Annotated in this window: 8 protein-coding genes; 3 read left to right on the top strand and 5 right to left on the bottom strand. The window is 62.8% G+C overall.

What is annotated here, in order from left to right; translation table 11 throughout:
* Positions 1-144: 144 nt before the first annotated feature.
* The 3 genes from EOA79_RS28870 (at position 145) to EOA79_RS28860 (ending at position 1,834) form a co-directional block, all read left to right on the top strand.
* Entirely contained in the window at positions 145-744 is a 600-nt protein-coding gene (locus EOA79_RS28870; RefSeq protein ID WP_067330070.1) for a hypothetical protein, read from the top strand.
* Positions 745-972: 228 nt separating this feature from the next.
* The gene (locus EOA79_RS28865) at positions 973-1,167 is read left to right on the top strand and encodes a hypothetical protein (RefSeq protein WP_127246941.1); all 195 of its coding nucleotides are present in this window, start codon (positions 973-975) and stop codon (positions 1,165-1,167) included.
* 406 nt (positions 1,168-1,573) lie between these two features.
* On the top strand, positions 1,574-1,834 hold the full coding sequence (locus tag EOA79_RS28860) for a hypothetical protein (RefSeq protein ID WP_067000787.1): 261 nt from the start codon (positions 1,574-1,576) through the stop codon (positions 1,832-1,834).
* Between the two features lie 105 nt (positions 1,835-1,939).
* Here the strand turns inward: EOA79_RS28860 and EOA79_RS28855 are convergent, their stop codons facing one another.
* The 5 genes from EOA79_RS28855 to plsX all read right to left on the bottom strand — a co-directional run bounded on the left by EOA79_RS28855 (position 1,940) and on the right by plsX (position 5,490).
* Complete coding sequence (locus EOA79_RS28855; protein WP_095778647.1) at positions 1,940-2,242, bottom strand: DUF883 family protein; 303 nt, start codon at positions 2,240-2,242, stop codon at positions 1,940-1,942.
* Between the two features lie 105 nt (positions 2,243-2,347).
* Positions 2,348-2,887 (bottom strand): MerR family transcriptional regulator, encoded by a 540-nt coding sequence (locus EOA79_RS28850; protein WP_067000781.1) that lies wholly within the window; start codon positions 2,885-2,887, stop codon positions 2,348-2,350.
* Between the two features lie 125 nt (positions 2,888-3,012).
* Positions 3,013-3,336 (bottom strand): integration host factor subunit alpha, encoded by a 324-nt coding sequence (locus tag EOA79_RS28845; protein WP_067000778.1) that lies wholly within the window; start codon positions 3,334-3,336, stop codon positions 3,013-3,015.
* 102 nt (positions 3,337-3,438) lie between these two features.
* The gene (locus EOA79_RS28840; protein WP_095778646.1) at positions 3,439-4,410 is read right to left on the bottom strand and encodes a beta-ketoacyl-ACP synthase III; all 972 of its coding nucleotides are present in this window, start codon (positions 4,408-4,410) and stop codon (positions 3,439-3,441) included.
* A 9-nt stretch (positions 4,411-4,419) separates the two neighbouring features.
* On the bottom strand, positions 4,420-5,490 hold the full coding sequence (gene plsX, locus EOA79_RS28835; protein WP_067000757.1) for a phosphate acyltransferase PlsX: 1,071 nt from the start codon (positions 5,488-5,490) through the stop codon (positions 4,420-4,422).
* Positions 5,491-5,627: the final 137 nt, after the last annotated feature.

The following is a 5,627-nucleotide window of genomic DNA, read 5'->3' as shown; positions in this document are numbered from 1 at the left end:
ATGTAAGGTGGCGCGAAGCCCAATCAAGATCTTTTGAAGCGCCGAAGGCCGCACCCGCCGGCATTTTGCCCACTCCGATTCGTTAGCTCTCGTCGCTTGCCGGAAGGCGGGCGACGCCAGCCCCTTTGAAGAGGATCGGATTCCATGAAACTGAAGCTATTCGCTATCGTACTCGGCATGATCTCAGGCTTTGCGGGCGCCGCTCAGGCGGACACCGTGCGCTTGCGCGGCACGGTGGTCGACCTCGCCGGTACGACGCTGAAGGTGAAAGCCCGCGACGGCAAGACCGATACGATCACCCTTTCCCCCGACTGGATGATCTCCGGTGTCGCCAAGGCGTCGGCCGCCGATATCAAACAGGGCGATTTCCTCGGCATCGCATCGGTGTCCAAGGCCGACGGCGGCAGCGGCGCGCTGGAAGTCGTGATCTTCCCGGCGGCGTTAAAGGGAACCGGAGAAGGCGACCGCGATTGGGATTTGCAGCCCAACAGCCGAATGACCAACGGCACTGTCGCCGACGTGACCGAGGTCAACGGCAGGACCGTGACGCTGACCTACAGCAATGGCCAGAAGAAAGAGATCGCCATCCCGCAATCGACGCCGATCGTCAAATTCGCGCCCGCTGCGCCTGCGGATCTCAAGCCAGGCATGACCGTGTTCGTCAGCGCCGAGCGCGGCAGCGGCGGCAAGCTCGTTTCGCGCCGGGTGGTGGTCGGCAATCATGGCGTGGCGCCGCCGATGTGAGGCGCGCAGCTGACGCATCAGGCTCGAAAAGCATGATGTCGAGCCGTCCATGCGCGCCCGTAAGGGCGCGCGGCGCGATCGTGGTTCGCCAGAAACAATCCAGAAACAAAAATCTACAGTCCGGAAAAAGTGTCGAAAAAATCCAGGAGGATAGTGCCGATCGCGGGGCTTGGGTCACCGATTTGGTCCGGTGAACTCCGGAACGCCCGCGTAAAAGGAAACGAAATCATGAAGAAGTCCCTCCTCTCCGCGCTCGGGCTGGCTCTGGCCCTGGCATTCACCATGCCGATCCTCGGCACGACCAGCGCCGATGCGGCCCCGGTGGTAAAGCACCACCATCACAAGCATCATCGCCGGCACCATCATCATCATCACCACCACCATCATCACCACCATAAGAAGGTGGTTGAGAAGAAGGCCTGATCCTTCCCACCTGCCGATGGGAAGACAGGCCTTCATTGTATTGGTCGCGCAAGTCTTCCCATCGGAATTTTTCGCTTCGTGGGACAAGCCTCTCCTTCGAGCACCCGCTGTCCCCTGATTAGCGCGCAGCCGGGTTCGATCGCTTGTCAAGCGGTCCCGACCTCTTGCCGCATCAAGCCGCCACTGCCCAACGAGCGCTTAGCGCTGCTGGCAGATCCGGCACCTACGGTAAACGCTGAACCCTGACACCTTCACAGCAATGCTCGCCAGGCGACAAAAATCGCGCGGGCCATGAACCTTTCCATTGGAGGCCGCACCAAGCGGTCATGGACGCCACGAAGGCGTTCCTCAACCCGACCGGGACGCCAGAAAGCGCTCCCAGCAACCAATGGAAGGAAATGCTCAAATGACCAACTTCAAGCGTATCTCGCTCGCCGCCGCCTTCGTCGTCTCGGCTTTCGGCTCGGTTTCCGCGCCGGCCTTTGCCGGCACGCATCCGACAGGCGACGGCGGCGCGGTCTGCAAAGGCTCGGGCTCCTGTCTGGTGCTGCAGCTCGACTGTAAGGGCACCTACACCGACGCCACCGATAAGAACGGCACCGTCTACGGCAAATGCAGCCAGGTCATGAAGGTCGATCCTAAGAGCCGGATCAAGCTCGCGAACTGATCGAAGCCGGAGCCCACTCCATCCCGATTTCATCCGGTTGGGCTCTCGTGCTGACGGAATGGCGGCCGGCGCGAACGGTCGCCATTTCTGTTTTGCAGCCCGGAGTCAGCGCCGGCTGATCAGAAGGCCGGCAAGCAGGCCGACCACGACCAGTCCGACGGCGGCCACGGTGGCCGGATGCTCGCGCGCGGTGTGCTCGAGCGCCCTGCCCCGGCGCCTGATTGCCGGCAGCGCCTCGTGAAAGCGGTCGGCGAGCTGCGAATAATAATCGGACGCCGCCTCGCGGCCGTCCTCGTAATAGGTGTCGCCGCGTTTGGCCAAGGCTTTCCTGACATCGTCAAGTTGACGCGAGAGCGCCGCGACCTGCCTGTCCAGATCGAGATCGGAAAGGGTCGAAAACCACGCCATGCCTGATGTCCTTCTCTTGCAGAGAAGGGCTAACGCATGGATGCGACAGCAGTTCCGGCTGTCAGGGACGCCGGCCGTCCAAGCCGCGGGAGCGGCCCCCGAAGCTCAACGCACCTGGTCGAGCAGGCGCTTGCACTCCAGAAGGTCGAAGAGCGCCTCCTGCAGCAAGGCCCGGTTGTCGCGCGACAATTTCGAGGAGTCCGGCTGCACGGGACCTTCGTCGTCTCCCTTGCCAAGGCCGAAGAAACGGCGGCTGGGCTTCACCTTGGGCTGACCGACCAGCGCATCCTCGTCGCCGCGCGGCTGGGCAGCCGCGGTCAGCGGCACTTGCTCGGCCTGGCGGCGCTGCGCGATCGCCTCGACGGCTGCCATGTCGCCATTGCCGATCGCGACCAGGAAATGGTTGCCGTTCTCGCGCAACAGCTTCTGCACGCCTTTGATCGTATAGCCCTGATCATAAAGCATGTGCCGGATGCCCTTGATCAGTTCGACATCCTGCGGCCGGTAGTAACGGCGGCCGCCACCACGCTTCATCGGCTTGATCTGGTTGAAACGGGTTTCCCAGAAACGCAGCACGTGCTGCGGCAGGTCGAGATCTTCCGCAACCTCGCTGATGGTACGGAAAGCATCGGGGCTCTTGTCCATGGGCGAATCCTCACGCTGGACCGCAATCCGGAGTTGATCCGAATCGCACCTTATTTCAGCGGTTTATGAAGCGATATTCAAGCCCGGCGTCAAAGGGGCCGCGGTTTTCAACCGGCATTCGAGGGTTACTTGACGCCCTTGGCCTTGCTGTTCTGGTGCGAACGCAAGATGCGGTTCTTCAGCACGTTCGAGGATTTGAAGGTCATCACGCGGCGCGGCAGGATCGGCACTTCTTCGCCGGTTTTGGGATTGCGGCCGATGCGCTCATTCTTGGAGCGGACATGGAAAGTCGCGAAGGAAGACAGCTTCACCGTCTCGCCGCGAACGATGGCTTCGCAAATCTCATCCAGGACGGCCTCGACCAGCTCGGCCGATTCAGTTCGCGACAAACCAACCTTGCGGTAAACGGCTTCGGCTAGGTCGGCACGCGTCAGTGTCTTTCCCCCCATGCGACCGTCCCATCAGCTCAAAAACATAAATCGATACAGGCAGCGGCAGAGCCTAAGTAATTGATCCGGCAAGGTCAAGGACCGAACCCCCGCGTTCGGCACTTACCAGCGCAGCAACACCGCGCCCCAGGTAAAACCCCCGCCCATCGCCTCAAGCAGAACAAGGTCGCCCTTCTTGATGCGGCCGTCGGCGACGGCCACCGACAAAGCGAGCGGCACGGAGGCAGCCGAGGTATTACCGTGCAAATCGACGGTGACCACGACTTTCTCTTCGGCTATCCCGAGCTTCTTGGCGGAAGCGTCAATGATCCGTTTATTGGCCTGATGCGGCACGAACCAGTCGAGGTCTTCCGCCGTGATGCCGGCCTCGGCGAAAGTGGCCTCGATAACGTCGGTGATCATGCCGACCGCGTGCTTGAAGACCTCGCGGCCTTCCATCCTGAGATGGCCGACCGTTCCCGTGGTGGACGGGCCGCCGTCGACGAAGAGTTTTTCCTTGTGGACGCCATCCGAACGCAGGCTGGCGGCCAGCACGCCGCGATCGGCGATGTTGCCAGCCCCTTTCGCCGCTTCGAGCACCACGGCGCCGGCGCCATCGCCAAACAGCACGCAGGTCGAGCGGTCGCTCCAGTCTAGGATGCGCGAGAAGGTTTCGGAGCCGATCACCAGGACGCGTTTTGCCAGCCCGCCGCGGATATAGAGATCGGCGGTGGCGACCGCATAGACGAAGCCGGAACACACGGCCTGCATGTCGAAGGCAAAGCCGTGATGCATGCCGAGGCGGTTCTGGATTTCGACAGCCGTCGCCGGGAACGTGTTATTAGGCGTCGAGGTCGCCAGCACGATCAGGTCGATATCCGCTGGCGTCAGGCCGGCGCTGTCGAGCGCGGCGCGCGCCGCCGCCTCGCCCAGCGAGGCCGTCGTCTCGTCATCGGCCGCGACGTGGCGCTGGCGAATGCCGGTGCGCTGGACGATCCACTCGTCGGAGGTCTCGACCATGCCTTCGAAATCGGCATTCTTCATGATGCGGCGGGGCAGCGCGGCACCGTTGCCGCGCACAACTGATCTGATCAAGGTTCGTTCCTATTCCTCGGCCTCGACGGCGACGCCGGATTTCCTGTTTGCCTGGGCAGTCGGATTGCGCGCATGGAACAGATCGAGATCGGCCTCGATCCGGTCAAGCAGATTGTTGCGCACCATGTCGTAGCCGAGCTCGATCGCCGCGGCAAAGCCATCCGAATCGGCACCGCCATGGCTCTTCACCACAATGCCGTTCAGGCCCAGAAAGACGCCGCCATTGGAGCGGCCGACATCCATCTTTTCGCGCAGCCGGTCGAAGGCACCTTTGGCAAAGACGTAGCCGATCCTGGCCATCAGCGTGCGGCTCATGGCGGCCCGCAAATAGCCGGCGATCTGCCTTGCGGTGCCCTCGGCGGTCTTGAGCGCGATGTTGCCGGCAAAGCCCTCGGTGACGACCACGTCGACCGTTCCCTTGCCGATGTCGTCGCCCTCGACGAAGCCGCGATAGTTCATCGAGGCCATGTTGGCCTCGCGCAGCATGCGCCCGGCCTCCTTGACCTCCTCCTGGCCCTTGATCTCCTCGACGCCGACATTGAGCAGGCCGACGCTCGGCCGCTCGATACCGAACACCGAGCGCGCCATTCCGGTGCCCAAGATGGCGAAATCGACGAGCTGATGCGCATCCGCGCCGATGGTGGCGCCGACATCGAGCACCACGCTCTCGCCGCGCGTCGTCGGCCAAAGCGCCGCGATCGCCGGGCGGTCGATGGTGGCCATGGTGCGCAGGCAGAATTTCGACATCGCCATCAACGCGCCGGTGTTGCCGGCCGAGATGCAGGCCTGCGCGGCGCCGTTCTTCACCGCCTCGACCGCTTTCCACATCGACGATTTCCAGCGGCCGTGGCGCAGCGCCTGGCTCGGTTTGTCGTCCATCCTGACAGCGATCTCGCAATGGACGAACTCGCTCACCTCGGCGAGCTTGGGAAACTTGGCCAGTTCGGGACGCACAGCGTCCTCGCGGCCATAGATGACGAAACGGATGTCAGGGCGGCGGATGGCAACCGTCATCAGCGCGGGGATGACGACGCCTGGTCCGTGATCCCCGCCCATGGCATCGATGGAAATCCTGATCACGCGGTGTTTTTCTCACGGTTTGCCTGGCTAGCGGCGGGCGCCTGCCGAGGGAAGGGGGGTCGCGAAGGGTCGGCGAAAATAGCGGTTTTGGGCTGCCGCACAACCAACTTTTCCAAAATCCAGGCCGCCTTCAGGAT

Origin of the sequence: Mesorhizobium sp. M1A.F.Ca.IN.020.03.2.1 (assembly GCF_004023205.1) — a bacterium.
Lineage (GTDB): Bacteria > Pseudomonadota > Alphaproteobacteria > Rhizobiales > Rhizobiaceae > Mesorhizobium.
The sequence above is the reverse complement of the archived record's forward strand: the minus strand, read 5'-3'. Positions and strand labels throughout refer to the sequence as shown.

Bases quoted from the DNA above. Each gene is read 5' to 3' on its own strand.
- EOA79_RS28870 (WP_067330070.1), top strand. From the start codon at position 145: ATGAAACTGAAGCTATTCGCTATCGTACTCGGCATGATCTCAGGCTTT.
- EOA79_RS28865 (WP_127246941.1), top strand. From the start codon at position 973: ATGAAGAAGTCCCTCCTCTCCGCGCTCGGGCTGGCTCTGGCCCTGGCA.
- EOA79_RS28860 (WP_067000787.1), top strand. From the start codon at position 1,574: ATGACCAACTTCAAGCGTATCTCGCTCGCCGCCGCCTTCGTCGTCTCG.
- EOA79_RS28855 (WP_095778647.1), bottom strand. From the start codon at position 2,242: ATGGCGTGGTTTTCGACCCTTTCCGATCTCGATCTGGACAGGCAGGTC.
- EOA79_RS28850 (WP_067000781.1), bottom strand. From the start codon at position 2,887: ATGGACAAGAGCCCCGATGCTTTCCGTACCATCAGCGAGGTTGCGGAA.
- EOA79_RS28845 (WP_067000778.1), bottom strand. From the start codon at position 3,336: ATGGGGGGAAAGACACTGACGCGTGCCGACCTAGCCGAAGCCGTTTAC.